Origin of the sequence: Gallaecimonas mangrovi (assembly GCF_003367375.1) — a bacterium.
GTDB lineage: Bacteria > Pseudomonadota > Gammaproteobacteria > Enterobacterales > Gallaecimonadaceae > Gallaecimonas > Gallaecimonas mangrovi.
The window spans coordinates 42,703-62,034 of record NZ_CP031416.1 but is presented as its reverse complement, the minus strand read 5'-3'; the positions used below and the strand labels follow the sequence as shown (position 1 = coordinate 62,034).

The 19,332-nt window shown below is 52.2% G+C and carries 18 protein-coding genes and 3 rRNA genes; 4 read left to right on the top strand and 17 right to left on the bottom strand.

Annotated features, from left to right (window positions below):
- Positions 1–14: 14 nt before the first annotated feature.
- The 4 genes from DW350_RS00275 to gorA form a co-directional block, all read right to left on the bottom strand.
- Entirely contained in the window at positions 15–701 is a 687-nt protein-coding gene (locus DW350_RS00275) for a DNA-3-methyladenine glycosylase I (protein WP_115716935.1), read from the bottom strand.
- Positions 701–2,731 carry an oligopeptidase A gene (gene prlC, locus DW350_RS00270; protein ID WP_115716934.1) on the bottom strand — a complete coding sequence of 677 codons (2,031 nt, stop codon included), beginning with the start codon at positions 2,729–2,731 and terminating at the stop codon, positions 701–703. Before prlC ends, DW350_RS00275 begins: the two co-directional genes overlap by 1 nt.
- A 73-nt stretch (positions 2,732–2,804) precedes the next feature.
- On the bottom strand, positions 2,805–3,008 hold the full coding sequence (locus DW350_RS00265) for a hypothetical protein (RefSeq protein ID WP_115716933.1): 204 nt from the start codon (positions 3,006–3,008) through the stop codon (positions 2,805–2,807).
- Positions 3,009–3,080: 72 nt separating this feature from the next.
- A complete protein-coding gene (gorA, locus tag DW350_RS00260; protein ID WP_115716932.1) occupies positions 3,081–4,436 on the bottom strand; it encodes a glutathione-disulfide reductase in 1,356 nt (451 codons plus the stop codon).
- Positions 4,437–4,832: 396 nt separating this feature from the next.
- Between gorA and DW350_RS00255 the strand changes: the two genes are divergently transcribed.
- Both DW350_RS00255 and DW350_RS00250 read left to right on the top strand, forming a co-directional pair.
- The gene (locus DW350_RS00255) at positions 4,833–5,909 is read left to right on the top strand and encodes a rhomboid family intramembrane serine protease (RefSeq protein ID WP_115716931.1); all 1,077 of its coding nucleotides are present in this window, start codon (positions 4,833–4,835) and stop codon (positions 5,907–5,909) included.
- A gap of 50 nt (positions 5,910–5,959) precedes the next feature.
- Positions 5,960–6,532 (top strand): hypothetical protein, encoded by a 573-nt coding sequence (locus DW350_RS00250; RefSeq protein WP_115716930.1) that lies wholly within the window; start codon positions 5,960–5,962, stop codon positions 6,530–6,532.
- A gap of 26 nt (positions 6,533–6,558) precedes the next feature.
- On the opposite strand, the gene DW350_RS00245 is transcribed toward DW350_RS00250, so the two are convergent.
- From DW350_RS00245 to DW350_RS00210, 8 genes are all read right to left on the bottom strand, one after another.
- Complete coding sequence (locus tag DW350_RS00245; protein WP_115716929.1) at positions 6,559–6,987, bottom strand: hypothetical protein; 429 nt, start codon at positions 6,985–6,987, stop codon at positions 6,559–6,561.
- On the bottom strand, positions 6,988–7,692 hold the full coding sequence (locus tag DW350_RS00240) for a 2OG-Fe(II) oxygenase (RefSeq protein WP_115716928.1): 705 nt from the start codon (positions 7,690–7,692) through the stop codon (positions 6,988–6,990).
- A 92-nt stretch (positions 7,693–7,784) separates the two neighbouring features.
- Positions 7,785–8,621, bottom strand: a complete 837-nt coding sequence (locus DW350_RS00235; protein ID WP_115716927.1) for a PDZ domain-containing protein — start codon at positions 8,619–8,621, stop codon at positions 7,785–7,787.
- 8 nt (positions 8,622–8,629) lie between these two features.
- Complete coding sequence (locus DW350_RS00230; protein WP_115716926.1) at positions 8,630–8,968, bottom strand: FecR family protein; 339 nt, start codon at positions 8,966–8,968, stop codon at positions 8,630–8,632.
- Positions 8,961–9,509 (bottom strand): RNA polymerase sigma factor, encoded by a 549-nt coding sequence (locus tag DW350_RS00225; RefSeq protein ID WP_115716925.1) that lies wholly within the window; start codon positions 9,507–9,509, stop codon positions 8,961–8,963. The genes DW350_RS00230 and DW350_RS00225 overlap by 8 nt, the downstream gene beginning before the upstream one ends.
- Positions 9,510–9,884: 375 nt before the next feature.
- Positions 9,885–9,999: ribosomal RNA gene (rrf, locus tag DW350_RS00220) — 5S ribosomal RNA — on the bottom strand.
- Positions 10,000–10,115: 116 nt separating this feature from the next.
- Positions 10,116–13,006: ribosomal RNA gene (locus DW350_RS00215) — 23S ribosomal RNA — on the bottom strand.
- 233 nt (positions 13,007–13,239) lie between these two features.
- A 16S ribosomal RNA gene (locus DW350_RS00210) occupies positions 13,240–14,775 on the bottom strand.
- Together the 16S, 23S and 5S rRNA genes form the textbook arrangement of a ribosomal RNA operon.
- A gap of 398 nt (positions 14,776–15,173) precedes the next feature.
- Between DW350_RS00210 and DW350_RS00205 the strand changes: the two genes are divergently transcribed.
- On the top strand, positions 15,174–15,701 hold the full coding sequence (locus DW350_RS00205) for a gamma carbonic anhydrase family protein (RefSeq protein WP_115716924.1): 528 nt from the start codon (positions 15,174–15,176) through the stop codon (positions 15,699–15,701).
- Here DW350_RS00205 and DW350_RS00200 read toward each other — a convergent pair.
- Together DW350_RS00200 and aroE are read right to left on the bottom strand one after the other, a co-directional pair.
- Positions 15,698–15,949, bottom strand: a complete 252-nt coding sequence (locus DW350_RS00200) for a DUF1488 family protein (RefSeq protein ID WP_115716923.1) — start codon at positions 15,947–15,949, stop codon at positions 15,698–15,700. The genes DW350_RS00205 and DW350_RS00200 overlap by 4 nt on opposite strands.
- A complete protein-coding gene (gene aroE / locus DW350_RS00195) occupies positions 15,949–16,749 on the bottom strand; it encodes a shikimate dehydrogenase (RefSeq protein WP_115720521.1) in 801 nt (266 codons plus the stop codon). The genes DW350_RS00200 and aroE overlap by 1 nt, the downstream gene beginning before the upstream one ends.
- A gap of 34 nt (positions 16,750–16,783) precedes the next feature.
- Between aroE and DW350_RS00190 the strand changes: the two genes are divergently transcribed.
- On the top strand, positions 16,784–17,185 hold the full coding sequence (locus DW350_RS00190; protein WP_115716922.1) for a group II truncated hemoglobin: 402 nt from the start codon (positions 16,784–16,786) through the stop codon (positions 17,183–17,185).
- Between the two features lie 24 nt (positions 17,186–17,209).
- On the opposite strand, the gene hemF is transcribed toward DW350_RS00190, so the two are convergent.
- The 3 genes from hemF to DW350_RS00175 are packed head-to-tail and all read right to left on the bottom strand — an operon-like array spanning position 17,210 to position 19,309.
- Positions 17,210–18,121 carry an oxygen-dependent coproporphyrinogen oxidase gene (gene hemF, locus DW350_RS00185; RefSeq protein WP_115716921.1) on the bottom strand — a complete coding sequence of 304 codons (912 nt, stop codon included), beginning with the start codon at positions 18,119–18,121 and terminating at the stop codon, positions 17,210–17,212.
- A 1-nt stretch (position 18,122) separates the two neighbouring features.
- Positions 18,123–18,701 (bottom strand): L-threonylcarbamoyladenylate synthase type 1 TsaC, encoded by a 579-nt coding sequence (tsaC, locus tag DW350_RS00180; RefSeq protein WP_192954758.1) that lies wholly within the window; start codon positions 18,699–18,701, stop codon positions 18,123–18,125.
- Positions 18,702–18,748: 47 nt separating this feature from the next.
- Positions 18,749–19,309 (bottom strand): DNA topoisomerase family protein, encoded by a 561-nt coding sequence (locus DW350_RS00175; protein ID WP_115716920.1) that lies wholly within the window; start codon positions 19,307–19,309, stop codon positions 18,749–18,751.
- Positions 19,310–19,332 lie beyond the last annotated feature (23 nt).

Below are 19,332 nucleotides of genomic sequence, written 5' to 3'. Positions count from 1 at the left end.
CAATGGGTTCCAAGTTAGTTAGGCAGGTTGTCGCCAACCGAGTAGCCAATGGTTTGGCTTATCTCATTAAAGCTGCGGCCCGATTGCTGTTGCCAGGCATTAAAGGCGTCTTGAATGGCTTTTTGCGAACGCTGGCTGGTGACACCGCCGTCAAAAATGCCGGTGTGTTTCAGGTAGTGCTCTACGTCTTGACTCAGCAAAAAGCAGTCAACCCCCATGCGGCGCAGGGCGTAAGGCCCAGTGTTGCCCCCCAAGCGTTTGCCGTGTTTTTTCAAATACTGCCACAGCCCCACCAGATCGGAGCTGGGCCAGGCCTTTAACCACGCCACAGCGCTGCCATGCTTGTCGGCAAGGTCTGCCAGCATTTGCGCGTTTTCACGGATGGTCATCACCTTGGAGAAGTTGCGGATAATGCGTGGGTCCTTGGCTTTTTGCTCCCACATTTCATCGGGCAGCAGCAGCATTTTTTCGATGTCGAAGCCAAAAAAGACCGACTCAAAGTCTGGCCATTTGTTTTCCACTACCCGCCAAACAAAGCCACTTTGAAAGATTTGTTTGGTAAAAGCGGCCAGCAGGCGGTCATCCGTTAAGCCGTCAAGGCCGCCAAAATAGGCCGGTGGCCGCAACAATGCAGTAAGGGCGGCATCGCCGCCCTTACGTTCTGAGGCTCGCGCCCAGATTTTATCGAAGGGTTCACGCATCAGGCGGCAATTCCGCTGTGGCGCAGCAACGGCTCTACCGACGGCTCGCGGCCCCTGAAGGCTTTAAAGAGTTCCATCGGCTCTTTGGAACCGCCTTGGCTGAGGATGCAGTCAAGGAAGTCTTGTCCGGTTTGGGCATTAAAGACCCCTTCTTCTTCAAAACGGCCAAAGGCGTCGGCGCTGAGCACTTCGGCCCACTTGTAGGAGTAGTAACCGGCAGCGTAGCCACCGGCAAAAATATGGGCAAATCCATGCTGGAAGCGGTTGTAGCTGGGCGGTACTGATACTGCCACCTTGCTGCGCACGTCATCCAAAATGGCTTGTACGCGGCCGCCTTGTGCTGGGTCGTACTCGGCGTGCAGGCGAAAATCAAACAGTGAAAACTCCAACTGGCGCAGCATCTGCATAGCACTTTGGAAGTTACGGGCCGCCAGCAGGTTGTCTAAAAGCGCCTGCGGCAGTGGCTCACCGCTTTCTACATGGCCAGAGATAATAGCCAGCGCTTCTGGCGCCCAGCACCAGTTCTCAAGGAACTGACTGGGTAGCTCTACCGCATCCCAAGGCACGCCGTTAATACCGGCCACGTCAGACACATCCACCTTGGTCAGCATATGGTGCAGGCCATGGCCAAACTCGTGGAACAAGGTAGTGACTTCATCGTGGGTAAAAAGCGCGGGTTTGCCGCCAATAGGCCGCGAGAAGTTACAGGTAAGGTAAGCCACCGGCTTTTGGCGGGAGCCGTCGGGCAAATGGCGGCTACCACGGCAGTCGTCCATCCAGGCGCCGCCGCGCTTGCCTTCACGGGCGTAGAGGTCAAGGTAGAAGCTACCTAAGTGCTCGCCATCTTTAGCTATATCGAAAAAACGCACCTGCGGGTGGTAAAGGTCGACATCGCTGCGCTCTTGGATATCAATACCGAACAGCTTGTTCACTACCGCAAACAGGCCAGGAACCACTTTGGTTTCCGGGAAATAGGGTTTGAGCTTTTCGTCGCTCACCGCATAGCGGGCTTCTTTAAGCTGCTCGCTGTAGTAGGCCTGATCCCAGGATTTAAAATCATCGCAGCCTTTGGATGCGGCGAAGGCTTTTAGTTCATCCAGGTCTTTTTGGCCCTGGGCCTTAGAGCGGCGCGCTAGGTCATTTAAGAAGGTCAGCACCTGGTCGGTGCTTTGCGCCATCTTGGTGGCCAAGCTCAGCTCAGCGTAGTTAGCAAAACCTAAAAGTTCGGCCAGTTCAAAACGCAGAGCCAGAATTTCGTCCATCACCGCGCTGTTATCAAACTGCGCATCACCCTGGTCAGAGGCGCGGGTGCTGTAGGCCTGATACATTTCTTCGCGCAAACGGCGGTTGTCGGCATAGGTCATTACCGCCAGGTACACCGGAATATCCAGCGTGAGCAGGTAGCCTTCTTTGCCTTTACTTTCAGCCATTTCGGCCAGCATGGCCTTGGCATCGTCCGGCAAGCCAGCCAGTTCTGCTACGTCAACAATGTGTTTTTGCCAGGCTTGAGTGGCATCCAGCAGGTTGTTAGAAAAGGTGCTGGAAAGCTCTGATAGCCGCGCTTTTATCTCGCCAAAACGCTGCTTTTTGTCGCTCGGCAAATCCACACCGCTTAAGCGAAAATCGCGCAGGGTGTTGTTAATGGCTTTTTGCTGGGCCGCTGACAAATCGGCAAAGGCGGTGCTGTCGGCCAGTTTTTTATAAGCGGCGAACAGGCCTTGGTGCTGGCCGACCCAGGTGGAGAACTCGCTCAGAAGCGGCAAACAAGACTCGTAAGCCTGGCGCCATTCGGGGCTGCTCATCACCGAGTTTAAGTGCGACACCGGTGACCAAGCTTTGGCCAGGCGGTCGTTGGTTTCTTCCAAGGGTTCAATCAGGCTATGCCAGCTAGGCGGCTCGGTGCTGGCCACCACGTTATCAACGGCTTTTTTGCAATCGGCCAGCAAGGCTTCAATGGCCGGTTTGATGTGCTCGGCCTTAATGGCACTAAAAGGGGGCAGGACAGAATTTTCTAATAACGGATTCGACATGATGATTTCTCTTTGTCCACGTCTTACCTAAGTAAGGGTCCGACATTGAGAAATCAAGGGGTAAGGCTACCCCTTAGAGTTTCTCAAAGTCTTTCTTAAGCTGATATTCACTGTCGGTGACGATGCGCTCCAGCGCGGCGACCCGTGATTTCAGCTCCGCCAATTCTTGGGTTAGCTTCGGATCTGGCTGGCTGGGCTGACGGGCAACCCAGGCCCGCGCCAGGCGGCCAAGGGTGGCGACGATAACCACACACAAAATAAAGACAAAGACGTTCATGGAGCCTCCTATGCAACCTATGACGCTACCTTACCTTATATTCACCGATGTTAACGTCGCCGACATATTTGTTTACCCTTTCGCCGGCGTGCGCATGGTGACAAACTCTTCAGCCGAAGTGGGGTGAATACCAATGGTGCTGTCAAACACTGCCTTGGTAGCACCGGCCTTCATCGCCACCGCAAAGCCCTGAGTCAGCTCGCCCGCTTCAGCCCCCACCATATGCAGGCCCACCACCCGGTCTGATGCCTTATCGACAATCAGCTTCATAAAGCTGCGCTCTTGGCTACCGGAAAGGGTGTGTTTGAGCGGCCTAAAGTCAGATTTATAGAGGGTAATGTCGCCGTATCGCTCCCGCGCTTCGGCTTCGGTAAGCCCAACGGTGCCAACATTAGGATGGGTGAAAACAGCGGTGGGAATATATTCATAATCCATCACCCGGGTGGCGTCTCCAAAGAGCTGATTAACCACCGTCATTGCCTCAGCCAGCGCCACCGGCGTCAGTTGGAAGCGGTCAATTACGTCCCCTAAGGCATAAATACTGGGCACGCTGGTTTGGAACTGGTCATTGACCTTGATGGCGCCGTTGTCATTGAGCTCAACCCCAACCTCTTCCAGGCCCAAGTTCATGGTGCGCGGTACCCGGCCGGTGGCAAAGAGCACTTGGTCGACTTCCAGCTGTTCACCGTCTTGCAGTTTTAACAGCAAACCACTGGCCGTCTTTTCAATGGCGGTAACATTGTTATTGAAGCGAAATTCAATACCGTCTTTGGCCATTTCCTCGGTCACAAAATGGCGAATGTCGTCGTCAAAGCCGCGCAATAAGGTGTCTCGACGATAAATTTGCGTTACCCGGCTACCAAGGCCGGTAAAGATAGACGCAAATTCCGAGGCAATGTAACCGCCCCCCACTACCGCCAAGCGTTGGGGAAATTCATGTAAGTCAAAAATCTCGTTGGAGGTAATGGCGTGTTCGCGGCCGGGTATCTCTGGCACAAAAGGCCAGCCGCCAACAGCAACCAGCAAGCGCTTGGCGGTAATTTCTTTGCCGGCGACGACAACGGTATGGGCATCTTTGATGGTGGCGAAATCGCGATACACAGTGACCTTGGCACCGTCCATTAAGCCGTCGTAGATACCATTAAGGCGAGATATTTCGTTGGCACGATTGGTTTTCAATTTTTGCCAATCAAAGGCGGGGCGCTCGCTTTGCCAGCCAAAGCCTCTGGCGTCTTCAAAACCATGGCCAAAGTCAGCGGCATAGGCGTAAAGCTTCTTGGGTACACAGCCCAGATTAACGCAAGTTCCGCCCATGGCGCTGCCCTCGGCAACCGCGACTTTGGCACCGGTCATTGCCGCCATTCGGCTCGCTCTTACACCGCCAGAACCGGCACCGATCACGAAAAGGTCATATTGATAAGTCGACATGGTATCTCCAAGATTTTTGGCTAAACCAGCTTAAGCCTGTGCCAGCCATTATGCCCAAAGTCACCGCAAATCGCTGCCCACCACGCAGATTGCCATAATCGCTGCCTTCACTCGAAAGCCAGAGAAAACAGCGTTTTTGTTCAAAAAGCAACCAAAAGTATCCACAAATCCAGCATCTTCCCCCTCTCGGCTGGCCAAACGGTGAATTTTTGTGTTAAATCCAAACCCCTTATTTGTAAAGTTGCCAACGCCTTGGGTCGTACTAACTAAAGACAGATAAATAAGGCCCTGTAACGTCAGCAAGTGCTGACAAGCTCGATTGCCGGAAACCCTGCGGTAACACCGAAGGATCGGTTTACACCCTAAAACGGCTCGCTGTTAAGGAACGCATCGTTAATGAAAACCTGCCCCAACTGCCATACCCCAACATTACAACCCACCGTTTATCACAACCAGCAGGTAGATGTATGCCGCACCTGTAAGGGGCTGTGGTTTGATGAAGGCGAGCTGGATTTAGCCTTAGCGTCTGCTGACGACGATTACGACACTGTTGATGTAGAAAAGCACCCCGGCCAGGCCGTTACTAACAGTGACCGCCTTTGCCCCATTTGCTCAGCCCCGATGACCAGCCACAACTTGCTGGCGGGCTATCAAGTTGAAGTAGAGCGTTGCCCCCAAAACCATGGTATTTGGGTAGATAAAGACGAGCTGGAAGCCACCCATCACGCTAGCCAGCTACACCAGCACCTCGGTGAGCTAAATGGCAAAGTGAACTGGAAAACCTGGGTTTTTCAATTCCTCACCCAAATGCCGGTGGAATACAACATTAAACCCAAGCGCAAGCCTTGGATGACCTGGCTACTGATCCTGGTTAACACCGTTATCTTTTTATCCGGCTTTGTGTCTGTTGATCTTGCTAAAGAGCTTTATAGCGGGGTGATGGTGCCCAATGAAATTAGCCACGGTCAGCACCTTGTTACCCTTATCACCAGCCAGTTCTTACACGGTGGCTGGATGCATCTTATTGGCAATATGTACTTCTTGTGGTTAACCGGCGACAACCTGGAAGACGCCTTGGGCCACTGGCGCTTTTTGTTGGTTTATCTGTTGTGCGGCACTGCCGCGGCCCTGGCGCAAACCTCCTTTATGCCGAACTCGCCCATCCCTACCCTCGGCGCTTCCGGAGCGATTGCCGGTCTGTTTGGCATGTACTTGCTGTGGTTTCGTAAGGCGAGCATTACCTTCATGTTTTTTGTCTATCAGAAGAAGCTGCCACCGTGGGGGTTTTTCCTTATTTGGATAGGCTTCAACATCCTGGGCATGGTGACCAATAGCCAAGGCGTGGCTTACATGGCGCACATCGGCGGCTTTGTCACTGGCCTTATTATTGGCTGGGTACTGCTCGGCTGGGTACGAGCGCGATACCCCGTTCTGACCGTACTGGAACATCCCAAACTCAAAATTCGCCGCTGAGATTCAATTAAAGGCCCGAGTTACCGGGCCCGCTTTACAAGGAAACCAACATGACTGAACAACACGAGAGAAGTGCTCGCCGGCGCCCCAAGCTGGATAACTCAGAACTGGTAAAAACCGGCTTTTGGGTTGGCCAAATCTTTATGCTGATTGCCACCGTGCTGGGTGTTTATTTGGCATCGCAGCAAGGTCTTAGCCAGGCAATTGCCTTTAGTGACCTTGATGACATGCAGAAAAACTATTACTTGCGCCGCTCCTTGCACGACGAGCTGGCTGACAATATTCAGGTAGTTCGCGATTACATTAAAACCGTGAAGGAAGATAAACCTTACGACCTGAAACGCTATCACCCGCAGCTGCAGTTCTTCGTTTGGGACACCATGAAGTACAACCCCAATACGTTGCAAACACCCAGTGTGTACCTGTCTGCCGTACGCCGTTATTACAGCGAGATTGAGTACTTGATTAACCGGGGTGAGCACCGCACCTATGGCCGGGACTATTTCTTAGGCCTATTGGCTAAAAGCACCGATAAAGTAGAAGAAAGCACCTTAAAAACCTTGGCCAACAATACCGATACCTTAAAAGCGAATCTGGCTAAACAAGGCGTCTCAGTAGAATAAAAAAAGCGGGGTTTACCCCGCTTTTTTTATGGCGCCAATTGCATTGGCGCAGGCTTGGCATTAATGCTTTGCAACCGCGCCAGCATTTGTGTTTTCTGCCCTGGTTGATAGCGGCTCACCTTGGCCGTTTTTAAATCAACTTTATGGCCCGTTTGCTGCTCCAGGAGTTTTTCGATACCGCCTATGGAAGGGTCCGTCATCTTGATCACCTTGGGTCCGGTTTGGGCGGTGCCGGGTAAATAAATAGTGCCTTGGTAAAAGTCGATGCCAAAAGCCACCAGCCCTGGCACCACAAAAAACAGCAGGCCAACACCATCAAAAATGGCGATTGCCGGATCTATACGTCCACCTCGTTGCCCTTGACGCTCAGGATGCAGCAACAGGCCGCAACCACTGAGCTGCAAGGTAAGAATACCAACCACTGTCAATGAGATAATTTTCGAGATATAACGCATTTAAGCTCCTTTCTTGTCGCCATAAAGTTGTTCAGCGCGATTAAACATGACCCAAGAAGTGATGATGTATTTATCACCCGATAACGGCGCATTTCCCCGATGAGTGTGAGTAAAGCTAGCCGGGGCGATAACTAGGCGGCCTTTTTTGGGCTTCACGCGATGGCGCTGGTAAAAAAACTCGGTTTCCCCACCCTCTGCCACATCATTGAGGTAGTACATCCAGAGTAGTACCCGGTGCAGCGGTTCGTTATGGGGCAATTGCGGAAACACTTCCGAATGCCAATGAGGATAGCCACCGGTTTTGCACTGATAGTGCTGCATATTGATGTGGCCGCTGCGATAAAAATGCTGCACCAAAGCGCCAAGGTTAGGCCGGCCAACTTCCAGGTAATTTTCCGGAGTCAGGGTGGTGGCTTCCCCTGTTGTGGGGTGGCGAACCACGGGCGATACCGCCCCCATTAGCAACATAAAATGCTTATCGAGGTAGCGACAGATATGGGGAAAGGTTTCGCTAAGAATGGCTTGTTTAAGGTCTTGCCACTGCGGATGACTGTCGAGGGTTACATCGCGGCTGCGCTTTTTACTGGTATCAACCCCACCACCGGTGCGACCTGCGGCCACGGCGGGGTCTTGGGCAAAGCGCTCCAGTAACTGCTGGCACAGGCTGTCGGGCAGGGCATCATCGATCACTTCGATAAATTGCATAAATGTTAAATATCCTTTTTCACAGCCTTAACCATGCCCAGTCGCTGTGAAAAAGAAAAGTAAAAGGCGGCACTAGGCCACCTTTTGTTAATTTAGGAGCAGGGCTTTTTATCAATTCGCCATACCACCGGCTCCCAGTATTGATCTTTAAATGTCTTAAAGCGGTTCTCTGGAAGAAACTGCGCAGCAAGGTAATAGATAGTATTCGGTTCGACGTTAATGGTGACCTTCTTCGCCATCTCCATACCACCGCCGCGCCGTGCCAGGCGGTAATCGGTGATCAATTCATGTAAGGCAATGGTGTGCTTACCGGCAGGCAATTTAAATACGCTAATTGAACGCACCACGCCTTTGCCATCAATAGCATTCACGTAAGCCGGATATTGGTCATGGGCTTGCGGTGGCGTAAAGAACACTGACACCCGGCCACATTGGCCTGCGGCCACGGCCGTTTCTTTGTTAGCACTGTCTTTAGGAGAGATCTCTAAGCGCCAAGCGGGCATCACTTTGGCATGCACCTTGGTCGAAAAGCTAAGCTTATCTTTACCGCGCTGCATGGTTACCGTCAGCGGCTGGCCATCATCAAGGTCATTAATCTTTGCCAGCACATCACCAAGCTTTTTGTGCTGTGTCAGGTCGCCATTTACCGACAACAACACATCGCCTTTTTTAAGCCCCATTTCGGCGGCGTCAGAGCCAGGCGTTACCGCCATCACCTCAAAACTTTTATTGAGTACCGCGCCCCAGTCGTAATAACGCCTGGCGGGCTCTTCTAACGTAACGGGCTTATTGCTGCCATTTGCCTCGGCGGCCACCACGGCGGCTCTGGCCTTTTCACGAGCCTGCTGCTCACTGTTACCCTCTGCGGCCCAAGCCTGGGCTAGAGGTAACAGCGCCATGAGAGCGAGCGTTAACAACGATTTATTCATAACGACTCCTAAGGCCTCTTGGCCATCTCTTTAATAATTTGCTGGCGTTTTTGCCATTGCTGAGTGACTTCTGCATCGGAATCGGCATATAGATATGCCTGCTGTAACTGCCGGTCTTGCGCTGCCAGCTCATAAGAAACAGGGGGTGACTGGACCACCGCTGGCGGCTTAAGCGGCCACCAAACCACAGCAATTAAGGCTATCGAAGCGGCGGTTGCCAGCCAGGGCCACAACACCTTCTTATGTACCTGCTGATCAATGCGCTGCCAAAGCGCCTCATCTGGCCGATATTCAATATCGCTCAGCTTCTTCGCTAAAAGTTCGCCAAACTTTTGCTCATTAGTCATCAAGCCAATCTCCTTGCTGCGCCCACTTTGCCAACTGCGCCAGTGCCCGCCGATAACGCTGCCTTACCGCCGCTTCCTTGATACCCAACATGGCGGCCAGTTCGCGATGTTCAAAGCCTTCCACCGCATGTAACCAAACTAAAAGCCGGTCTTGGTCGTTTAAGTGCGCAAGTAACGTTTCCACGTTATCCAGCTCGGCCAATCGCTCAACGGCGCCATGCCAGTCAGGTTCAATGGTGTCAGCTGAAACCCAAGTCAGGTTGGGGCCTTTAAACCGGTCCAGCACCAAATGAATAACCAGCCGCTTAAGCCAACTGCCAAAACGCGAGGGTTCACGCAGCGTCTTTAACGACCCAAAGGCCTTGATAAAGGCATCTTGCGTTAAATCCCGTGCATCAGCCTCGTTACCGGTCATCACCAAGGTCAGTCTAAAAACCGGGCTATAAAAGGCGGCAAACAGTTGATGCTGCGCGGCCCGGCTTCCTTTCGCTGCCTGACGAACAAGATGGTTGTCTGGTATGAATTGGAACCCGGATGCCACAGCCTCTCCCGTTGTTTTCTAATAAGACGAAACGCAAAGATAAGATGTGACACAGTGGCGAAAAAAAAGCGGGAAAGAAAGCCAGTAAGCTTGTTAGAAAGAGTCAGTGACTACCCAACCCCCGAAACGGAAGAACCCCAGCCTACCAGAGCTAGGGTGCTTGATGTATTCGGAGGGACGAGGCACAGGGACGTGCATCGCCATACCACACCGCTTGCGGCGGTGGGTGAGCCTTGAAGTGAAAGCGGCGCTTTCACGCAGGCGAACGCGAGCACACAGGATGTGCGAGCCGGGTGACTCGCCAGGGAGGGTTTGCAATGTGGGGCTAAAACGAAAAAACCCCAGCCAACGGCTGGGGTTCTTCGTGTATTAGGTGCCTGGCAGTGACCTACTCTCACATGGCGAATGCCACACTACCATCGGCGCAACTGCGTTTCACTTCTGAGTTCGGAATGGAGTCAGGTGGTTCCACAGCGCTATTGCCGCCAGGCGAATTCATTTAAGTCCGCTCAATGAGCCAACTTATCAATTCGGATTAAAGCTGATGTAACACTTTTAAGAGGTCTCACCCTTACTTGGCGTCCACCAAAACCCTTTGGGTGTTGTATGGTTAAGCCGCACGGGCAATTAGTACTGGTTAGCTCAACGTATCGCTACGCTTACACACCCAGCCTATCAACGTCCTGGTCTTGAACGACCCTTTAGGAGACTCGAAGTCTCAGGGATGACTCATCTCGAGGCTTGCTTCCCGCTTAGATGCTTTCAGCGGTTATCAATTCCGAACTTAGCTACCGGGCAGTGCCACTGGCGTGACAACCCGAACACCAGAGGTTCGTTCACTCCGGTCCTCTCGTACTAGGAGCAACCCCTCTCAATCATCCAACGCCCACGGCAGATAGGGACCGAACTGTCTCACGACGTTCTGAACCCAGCTCGCGTACCACTTTAAATGGCGAACAGCCATACCCTTGGGACCGACTTCAGCCCCAGGATGTGATGAGCCGACATCGAGGTGCCAAACACCGCCGTCGATATGAACTCTTGGGCGGTATCAGCCTGTTATCCCCGGAGTACCTTTTATCCGTTGAGCGATGGCCCTTCCATTCAGAACCACCGGATCACTATGACCTACTTTCGTACCTGCTCGACGTGTCTGTCTCGCAGTTAAGCTGGCTTATGCCATTGCACTAACCTCCTGATGTCCGACCAGGATTAGCCAACCTTCGTGCTCCTCCGTTACGCTTTAGGAGGAGACCGCCCCAGTCAAACTACCCACCAGACACTGTCCTTAATCCGATAAGGGACCGAAGTTAGAACATCAAACATACAAGGGTGGTATTTCAAGGTTGGCTCCACACATACTGGCGTACGTGTTTCATAGCCTCCCACCTATCCTACACATGTAGGCTCAATGTTCAGTGTCAAGCTGTAGTAAAGGTTCACGGGGTCTTTCCGTCTAGCCGCGGGTACACTGCATCTTCACAGCGAGTTCAATTTCACTGAGTCTCGGATGGAGACAGCATGGCCATGGTTACACCATTCGTGCAGGTCGGAACTTACCCGACAAGGAATTTCGCTACCTTAGGACCGTTATAGTTACGGCCGCCGTTTACCGGGGCTTCGATCAAGAGCTTCACCTTACGGCTAACCCCATCAATTAACCTTCCGGCACCGGGCAGGTGTCACACCGTATACGTCCTCTTTCGAGTTTGCACAGTGCTGTGTTTTTGATAAACAGTCCCAGCCATCTGGTCACTGCGACTCTCAACTGCTTACGGAGCAAGTCCTTCACAATCAAGAGCGTACCTTCTCCCGAAGTTACGGTACTATTTTGCCTAGTTCCTTCACCCGAGTTCTCTCAAGCGCCTTAGTATTCTCTACCTGACCACCAGTGTTGGTTTGGGGTACGGTTCCTATGCAACTGAAGCTTAGAGGCTTTTCCTGGAAGCGTGGCATCAACAGCTTCGTGACCGTAGTCACTCGTCTCGTGTCTCGGAATTAGCAGCCCGGATTTACCTAAGCTACCTCCCTACGCACTTTCACATGGACAACCAACGCCATGCCTGCCTAGCCTTCTCCGTCCCCCCATCGCATTGCACAGAAGTACAGAAATATTAATCTGTTTCCCATCGACTACGGCTTTCGCCCTCGCCTTAGGAGCCGACTCACCCTGCCCCGATTAACGTTGGACAGGAACCCTTGGTCTTCCGGCGTGGAGGTTTTTCACCCCCATTAACGTTACTCATGTCAGCATTCGCACTTCTGATACCTCCAGCATGCCTCCCGACACACCTTCAACGGCTTACAGAACGCTCCTCTACCGCTCACACATAGTGTGAACCCGTAGCTTCGGTGCATAGCTTAGCCCCGTTACATCTTCCGCGCAGACCGACTCGACTAGTGAGCTATTACGCTTTCTTTAAAGGGTGGCTGCTTCTAAGCCAACCTCCTAGCTGTCTAAGCCTTTCCACATCGTTTCCCACTTAGCTATGACTTGGGGACCTTAGCTGACGGTCTGGGTTGTTTCCCTTTTGACAACGGACGTTAGCACCCGCTGTCTGTCTCCCGGATAGTACTCTTGGGTATTCGGAGTTTGCATGGGTTTGGTAAGTCGGGATGACCCCCTAGCCCAAACAGTGCTCTACCCCCAAGGTATTCGTCCGAGGCGCTACCTAAATAGCTTTCGAGGAGAACCAGCTATCTCCCGGTTTGATTGGCCTTTCACCCCTAATCACAGGTCATCCCCTACTTTTGCAACAGTAGTGGGTTCGGTCCTCCAGTACCTGTTACGGCACCTTCAACCTGCCCATGACTAGATCACCGGGTTTCGGGTCTATACCTTGCGACTGGACGCCCAGTTAAGACTCGGTTTCCCTACGGCTCCCCTATTCGGTTAACCTCGCCACAAAATATAAGTCGCTGACCCATTATACAAAAGGTACGCAGTCACACCCGAAGGTGCTCCTACTGCTTGTACGTACAGGGTTTCAGGTTCTATTTCACTCCCTCGCCGGGGTTCTTTTCGCCTTTCCCTCACGGTACTGGTTCACTATCGGTCAGTTGGGAGTATTTAGCCTTGGAGGATGGTCCCCCATATTCAGTCAAGATACCACGTGTCCCGACCTACTCATCGTGTGCAACAATGCTTGCCATTTCATGTACGGGACTATCACCCTGTATCGCGGCACTTTCCAGAGCCTTCCACTATGACAAACACTGATAAACACACTGGGCTGTTTCCCGTTCGCTCGCCGCTACTGAGGAAATCTCAATTGATTTCTCTTCCTCGGGGTACTTAGATGTTTCAGTTCTCCCGGTTCGCCTCGTTACCCTATGTATTCAGGTAACGATACTTGCTTATGCAAGTGGGTTTCCCCATTCGGAAATCATTGGCTCAAGCGGTTCTTATCACCTCACCAATGCTTATCGCAGATTAGCACGTCCTTCATCGCCTCCAACTGCCTAGGCATCCACCCTGTACGCTTAGTCACTTAACCATACAACCCCTAAGGGTTTCGCTTGCGCGAACCTTAATATCGACGTTAACGACATTAAGCTGTATGTGACTAACACCTGGTTTTTTCGCCGGACGCTCAAATAAAAAATGAGAGTCTCTTTAAATTTGCAGTGTTATATCAGCTTTCCGAATTATTAAAGAGCAAAAAACCTACTCGAAAGTAGGTTTCCAAATAATCTGTGTGGACACTGCACAGCTGGCAGTCTCTTTTAGTAAGGAGGTGATCCAGCCGCAGGTTCCCCTACGGCTACCTTGTTACGACTTCACCCCAGTCATGAACCACACCGTGGTAAACGCCCCCCCGAAGGTTAAGCTATCTACTTCTGGTGCAGCCCACTCCCATGGTGTGACGGGCGGTGTGTACAAGGCCCGGGAACGTATTCACCGTGGCATTCTGATCCACGATTACTAGCGATTCCGACTTCACGGAGTCGAGTTGCAGACTCCGATCCGGACTACGACGCGCTTTTTGGGATCCGCTTACTATCGCTAGCTCGCTTCCCTCTGTACGCGCCATTGTAGCACGTGTGTAGCCCTACTCGTAAGGGCCATGATGACTTGACGTCGTCCCCACCTTCCTCCGGTTTATCACCGGCAGTCTCCTTTGAGTTCCCGACATTACTCGCTGGCAACAAAGGATAAGGGTTGCGCTCGTTGCGGGACTTAACCCAACATTTCACAACACGAGCTGACGACAGCCATGCAGCACCTGTCTCAGAGTTCCCGAAGGCACTAATGCATCTCTGCAAAATTCTCTGGATGTCAAGAGTAGGTAAGGTTCTTCGCGTTGCATCGAATTAAACCACATGCTCCACCGCTTGTGCGGGCCCCGTCAATTCATTTGAGTTTTAACCTTGCGGCCGTACTCCCCAGGCGGTCAACTTAACACGTTAGCTCCGGGATCCACGTTTCAAGAACACAAACCCCAAGTTGACATCGTTTACGGCGTGGACTACCAGGGTATCTAATCCTGTTTGCTCCCCACGCTTTCGCACCTGAGCGTCAGTCTTTGGCCAGGGGGTCGCCTTCGCCACTGATGTTCCTTCCGATCTCTACGCATTTCACCGCTACACCGGAAATTCCACCCCCTCTCCAAGACTCTAGCCTGCCAGTCTTAAATGCAATTCCCAGGTTAAGCCCGGGCTTTCACATCTAACTTAACAAGCCGCCTGCGTGCGCTTTACGCCCAGTAATTCCGATTAACGCTTGCACCCTCCGTATTACCGCGGCTGCTGGCACGGAGTTAGCCGGTGCTTCTTCTGCGAGTAACGTCACAGCTGCAGCGTATTAAGCTACAACCTTTCCTCCTCGCTGAAAGTGCTTTACAACCCGAAGGCCTTCTTCACACACGCGGCATGGCTGGATCAGGGTTGCCCCATTGTCCAATATTCCCCACTGCTGCCTCCCGTAGGAGTCTGGGCCGTGTCTCAGTCCCAGTGTGGCTGATCATCCTCTCAAACCAGCTAAGGATCGTCGCCTTGGTGAGCCGTTACCTCACCAACTAGCTAATCCTACGTAGGCGCATCTGATAGCAAGAGGCCCGAAGGTCCCCTCTTTGGTCCGTAGACATCATGCGGTATTAGCCATCGTTTCCAATGGTTATCCCCCACTATCAGGCAGCTCCCTACGTCTTACTCACCCGTCCGCCGCTCGTCATCTTCTAGCAAGCTAGAAATGTTACCGCTCGACTTGCATGTGTTAGGCCTGCCGCCAGCGTTCAATCTGAGCCATGATCAAACTCTTCAATTAAAAGTGTTTGATGCTCAATGAATTGCTGAAGTGTTGAACACTTCACAGTCATTGAGTAGTTCTCAATTTTTTGAGCCTACCCATCTGCGAGTGCCCACACAGATTACTTGGATTATTTTGTTAAAGAGCGTCGCCGTGTTTGGCGAGGGTGCGTATCTTACACCCGACAGATTCAAAGTCAACCCCTAAATCTCAAAAAACTTAAGTTAACACATTGTTATCACTTAGCTTTTTGACCTTCAGAACGAAGCGTTTAATCGCTGACGTCCCGCTGGTGGAGTGGCATTATAGGGATGCCGCGCCTGGCTGCAAGGGGTATTTGAAAGATTTTTCTCAACCGCTGATTTATTAAGCGAAAGGCGCTAAAAACGTTGGTTTATTAGACAAAAGGGGCGCCAATGAGCCTTGAAACATATAAAGGAATTACGCCTACATTAGACGAGGCGGTCTATGTTCACCCCAGTTCGGTACTAGTGGGCGATATTAGCTTAGGAAAAGATTGCTCCGTTTGGCCACTGGTGGCAGCGCGAGGGGACGTGAATCACATTCGTATTGGGCAGCGCTCAAATATCCAAGATGGCACAGTGCTACATGTAACCCGCAAACATAAAGAAGTGCCGGAGGGCTACCCGTTGCTCATTGGTGACGATGTAACGGTTGGCCATAAATGTATGCTGCATGGCTGCGAACTGGGAAACCGTATATTGGTCGGTATGGGCGCTATTGTTATGGACGGCGTGGTTGTAGAGGACGACGTTATTATTGGCGCAGGCAGTTTAGTGCCGCCGGGTAAGCATCTCGCTTCTGGCTACTTATATGTAGGCTCACCAGTAAAGCAGGTTCGCCCCCTTAACGAAGGCGAACGAGACTTTTTATCTATTTCAGCTGACAACTATGTACGGTTAAAGAACGAGTATTTGGCTTAATCAAAATGTAAGTCGCCCTGCACATCCAGGGCTTCTTCGCCAATGGCTTCTTCTATTACTTCTTCCATGCGTAGCTGTTCACGGCTAATCAGATCTTCGGCCTGGGCTGCTACCAGCTGCGGTTCGTCAAAAAAACTGGCATGGAAGAAACAGGGAACGCGCCAGCCGTTAACAGTGGCATCCAGACGAATGCTGCCACTGTTTTCATCAAAGACCGCACTTTCCAGAAATTGAATGGATTGATTCATCACCCCTCCTTCATTTCATTTAGCACTTGTTGCCAGTTCGGCTGGCGTTGCCGCCAGAGTGAGAAACTTTCTGCGCCTTGTGCCACCAACATACCCAAACCATCGCTACTGGCATGACAGCCATGGGCTTTGGCCCATTGTTCAAAAACCGTGCCTGCCGGTTTATATACCAGATCATAGGCCAGGCTGGCGCCATCAAAGATGCTACTGGTAACCGGCGGCAGTTCATCACTCAGTGACGCCGCCGTTGCGTTAATGATGATGTCAAAACGCTGCCCGGCTAAATCCGCAAACGAATGGGCGCTGATATTAAAAAGCGCCGCTAATTGTTCGGCCTTACTTTCGGTGCGGTTGGCTACCACCAAGCTGGCCGGCGCTTCCTCAACCAGAGGCCCAAGAATGCCGCGGGTGGCGCCGCCGGCACCAATAACCAGAATGTTGCTGCCCCTAAGCGCAGCCCCGAGCCGTTTAAGGTCAGCCACCAAACCGGCACCATCGGTGTTATCGCCAAGCCATGAGCTATCTTTTTGCAGCGCCAAGGTATTTACTGCTCCGGCCTGTTTGGCCCTTGCGGTTAGTTGGCTGGCCCAGCGATAAGCCTCTTCTTTAAAAGGTACTGTGACATTGGCACCTTTATACCCTTCGGCGGCTAGCCGGTTCATGGTGTCGGTAAAACCGTCTAAGGGTGCCAGGGTACGGTCGTAGCTGATATTATCGCCAGCCAATTCGGCAAAACGGGCATGCATAGCGGGCGAACGGCTGTGCTTTACCGGATTGCCAATCACAGTGTAGTGGTCCATAGAAGCGCTTATGTTGAAGTGGTTGAAATCTAAGATGAGCATATCAGAACACCCCTGTCCTGAACGTACACCTTATCAGTTACTGGGTGGCGAGAAAGCCGTACGCCAGTTGGCCAACCGTTTTTACGACATCATGGCGACCGACCCCAAGGCGGCTGAGCTTTTAGCCATACACCCGCAGCCAATGGATTCTATTCGTCAGCGCTTTTTCGAGTTTCTATCTGGCTGGTTGGGCGGGCCTGGCCTTTTTGAACAAAAATACGGCCACCCTAGGCTGCGCGCCCGGCACCTATCTTTTACCGTCAATGCGTCGTTACGCGACCAATGGATGTATTGCATGGAAAAAGCTCTGGCAGATGAGGTGAAAAACCCGCAGCTGCGAAAGTCTTTGTATAACGCTTTTGCGCCCCTGGCGACGCACATGATTAACCAATAAAAAGGCGGCCCGATGGCCGCCTTTTTATTCTGCCAGCCAATCTCTTGGCTTTAGGTAGTCATTTAATTGCGCTTCCTGGCTACCGGGCTCTGGTTCAAAGCAATATTGCCAGCGCGCCAGTGGCGGCATAGACATCAAAATGCTTTCGGTGCGGCCGCCGGTTTGCAGGCCAAATAAGGTGCCCCTGTCCCACACTAGGTTAAATTCCACATAGCGGCCACGGCGATAAAGCTGGAATTGGCGCTGCTGCTCGCTGTAAGGGGTGTCTTTTCGCTTATTGATAATGGGCACATAACCCTGGCAATAGCCTTGCCCTACCGCCTTGATGTAAGCAAAGCAGCTATCGAAATCCCATTGATTAAGGTCATCAAAGAAAAGGCCACCAACACCACGGGTTTCACCGCGGTGTTTTAAGAAGAAATACTCGTCGCACCAGGTTTTAAAACGCGGGTATACGTCCTGGCCGAAGGGCTCTGAAAGGTCGTGGGCAACCTGATGCCAGGCTTTTACGTCCTCAATAACGGGGTAAAAGGGTGTGAGGTCAAAACCACCACCAAACCACCACACCGGATCTTCACCGTCTTTTTCCGCAAAAAAGAAGCGCACATTAGCGTGGCTGGTGGGTACGTGGGGGTTTTTCGGGTGAATAACCAGGCTCACCCCAACCGCATGAAAGCTGCGCCCTTCAAGCTCTGGCCGGTGCGCTGTTGCCGACGCGGGCATCTTGTCGCCATAGACATGGGAGAAATTAACGCCCCCTTGTTCTATAACAGCGCCATCGGCCAGCACCCGGGTGCGACCGCCGCCGCCGCCCGGCCGCTGCCAGGCATCTTCCACGAACTTGCCTTTGCCATCTGCGACTTCAAGCTGCTTACAAATATCGTCTTGCAAGGCGAGCAGAAAGCTTTTTACTTCTTCTAAACGAGGGTGGCTCATATTAGTCCCTATACTGCTGACCGGTAATGGCATCAAAAATCTGGGTTGGCCTGTCCAGGCCCCCTACTTCACCATCGACCACCAACACCGCATCACCAAAATATTCCCTTACCGCCTCACCAGTCATTAAGGGTGGTTCACCGGCTTTATTGCAGCTGGTTGAGACCAACGGCTTGCCATAAGCCTCACATAAACTGCGCACCAAGGGATGGTCGCTCACCCTTACCGCCAAGCTGTCGTGCTGGCCTTTTAGCCAGTCTGGCACCTCTTTCTTAGCAGGCATTACCCAGGTAACAGGACCTGGCCAACGGGAAAAAACCGCGAAGCGCCGGTCCTGGGGAATATCGTTATCACGGATGTATTTAAGGGCGTGGGAGTAGCTAGCAGCGACCACGATGAGGCCTTTGGCCGGATCTCGTTCCTTAAGCGCCAACAGCGCTTTAACCGCGTCTTCGTTGTCGGGGTCGCAGCCCAAGCCAAATACCGCCTCGGTGGGGTAGGCAATCAGGCCGCCATTTTGCAGATGTTCTATAACAGCGTCGTACATGATGGGGAAATACAAAGAGTCAATTGCCCACATTCTAGCCTCGCCAGCGCCGAGGTTGAATGCCCATTTGCTTTTCTGGCCTATTCAGCCAGCGGTTTTTGCCCTGAGCAGCCTTTTACCGGGCACTTGAGCAGGGTTTTACCTTTCACCGACTTTTTAACCATGATGCCCCAGCCACACTCAGGGCAAGATTCTCTAACCGGGGGGTCATTAACCACATACTTGCACTTTGGGTATTGGTCGCAGGCAAAAAAGGTTTTACCAAAACGATTAACTCTCTCGAGTAGTTCCCCTTCGCCGCAACTAGGGCAAGGCATGCCGGTATCTTTTTCTTCTTTGTCATCGGCAATGTAGTGGCAATTTGGGAAAGCGGTGCAGCCAATAAACATGCCAAAGCGCCCTTGCTTTACCGCCAATACAGAGCCGCATTCGGGGCAAAGCGCTTCATCTAACACTTTTAAAATCGCACTTTCGTGGCCTTTAACAGGCCGGGTATAGTCACAGCTAGGGTAGCCACTACAGCCAATAAAACTGTGCTTACCCACATGGCGCATCACTAAGCCACTGCCGCATTGGGGGCATGCTTCTTCCAATGTTTCATGCTCTTGGGCACGAAAGAGACTCTGATCAATTTTGGACATGCACTACCTTTTACCCACCTGTT

What these genes read in the sequence shown, in the direction of transcription:
- prlC (WP_115716934.1), bottom strand. Translation starts at nt 2,731, where the DNA reads ATGTCGAATCCGTTATTAGAAAATTCTGTCCTGCCCCCTTTTAGTGCC.
- DW350_RS00250 (WP_115716930.1), top strand. Translation starts at nt 5,960, where the DNA reads ATGACTGAACAACACGAGAGAAGTGCTCGCCGGCGCCCCAAGCTGGAT.
- DW350_RS00175 (WP_115716920.1), bottom strand. Translation starts at nt 19,309, where the DNA reads ATGTCCAAAATTGATCAGAGTCTCTTTCGTGCCCAAGAGCATGAAACA.
- DW350_RS00245 (WP_115716929.1), bottom strand. Translation starts at nt 6,987, where the DNA reads ATGCGTTATATCTCGAAAATTATCTCATTGACAGTGGTTGGTATTCTT.
- gorA (WP_115716932.1), bottom strand. Translation starts at nt 4,436, where the DNA reads ATGTCGACTTATCAATATGACCTTTTCGTGATCGGTGCCGGTTCTGGC.
- DW350_RS00275 (WP_115716935.1), bottom strand. Translation starts at nt 701, where the DNA reads ATGCGTGAACCCTTCGATAAAATCTGGGCGCGAGCCTCAGAACGTAAG.
- aroE (WP_115720521.1), bottom strand. Translation starts at nt 16,749, where the DNA reads ATGGACCACTACACTGTGATTGGCAATCCGGTAAAGCACAGCCGTTCG.
- DW350_RS00235 (WP_115716927.1), bottom strand. Translation starts at nt 8,621, where the DNA reads ATGAATAAATCGTTGTTAACGCTCGCTCTCATGGCGCTGTTACCTCTA.
- DW350_RS00205 (WP_115716924.1), top strand. Translation starts at nt 15,174, where the DNA reads ATGAGCCTTGAAACATATAAAGGAATTACGCCTACATTAGACGAGGCG.
- DW350_RS00190 (WP_115716922.1), top strand. Translation starts at nt 16,784, where the DNA reads ATGAGCATATCAGAACACCCCTGTCCTGAACGTACACCTTATCAGTTA.
- DW350_RS00240 (WP_115716928.1), bottom strand. Translation starts at nt 7,692, where the DNA reads ATGCAATTTATCGAAGTGATCGATGATGCCCTGCCCGACAGCCTGTGC.
- DW350_RS00200 (WP_115716923.1), bottom strand. Translation starts at nt 15,949, where the DNA reads ATGAATCAATCCATTCAATTTCTGGAAAGTGCGGTCTTTGATGAAAAC.
- DW350_RS00255 (WP_115716931.1), top strand. Translation starts at nt 4,833, where the DNA reads ATGAAAACCTGCCCCAACTGCCATACCCCAACATTACAACCCACCGTT.
- tsaC (WP_192954758.1), bottom strand. Translation starts at nt 18,701, where the DNA reads ATGTGGGCAATTGACTCTTTGTATTTCCCCATCATGTACGACGCTGTT.
- DW350_RS00265 (WP_115716933.1), bottom strand. Translation starts at nt 3,008, where the DNA reads ATGAACGTCTTTGTCTTTATTTTGTGTGTGGTTATCGTCGCCACCCTT.
- DW350_RS00230 (WP_115716926.1), bottom strand. Translation starts at nt 8,968, where the DNA reads ATGACTAATGAGCAAAAGTTTGGCGAACTTTTAGCGAAGAAGCTGAGC.
- hemF (WP_115716921.1), bottom strand. Translation starts at nt 18,121, where the DNA reads ATGAGCCACCCTCGTTTAGAAGAAGTAAAAAGCTTTCTGCTCGCCTTG.